Source organism: Vibrio sp. 1249-1 (assembly GCF_033340495.1).
Genome location: NZ_JAWOWJ010000923.1, coordinates 1 through 570, shown reverse-complemented (window position 1 = coordinate 570; position 570 = coordinate 1). Strand labels below are relative to the sequence as shown.

At 50.4% G+C, this 570-nt stretch carries 1 protein-coding gene; it reads right to left on the bottom strand.

Annotated elements, in window-relative coordinates; translation table 11 throughout:
* The coding region (locus R7Z50_RS29705) for a BCCT family transporter (RefSeq protein ID WP_318150043.1) at positions 1–570 on the bottom strand (570 nt) is incomplete at both ends.

Here is a 570-nt window from a genome sequence, read left to right as displayed (position 1 = left end):
AACCGCAAGAATGTCGATAATGTGCCCTACCCAGCCCCAAACTCGTTCGCCAAACAGCGGGTAGAAGATGGAACGCATGGTCAGTGGCAACCCTTTGTTGAACGAAAAAATCGCTAAGCCAAGGGCCAACAACGCATAAATAGACCAAGGGTGAAGTGCCCAGTGGTAAATGGTCGCAGCCATACCAAGTGCAGATGCAGCATCTGTATCACCAACCGCACCACCAAGTGGTGCCCAGTCGGTGCGCACACCATTTTCAATGTTCACGCCGCCAAGTGCAGAGCTGAAGTGCGACATTGGCTCAGACACACCAAAAAACACTAATCCGATGCCCATACCGGCTGCGAACAACATCGCTAGCCAGCCTGCATAAGAGTAATCTGGTGTCGCTTCAGTACCACCAATTCGAACTCGGCCAAGCGGTGTCACAATCAAGACCAAGCAGACAATGACAAATACGTTGCCAGAAGCAAGAAAGAACCAGTCAAGATTGGATACTAGCCAAGCACGTAAGCCAGCGAAAAAGGGTTCAACTTGTTGGCGAAAAGTTAGCGTTGCCACAACAAAGAG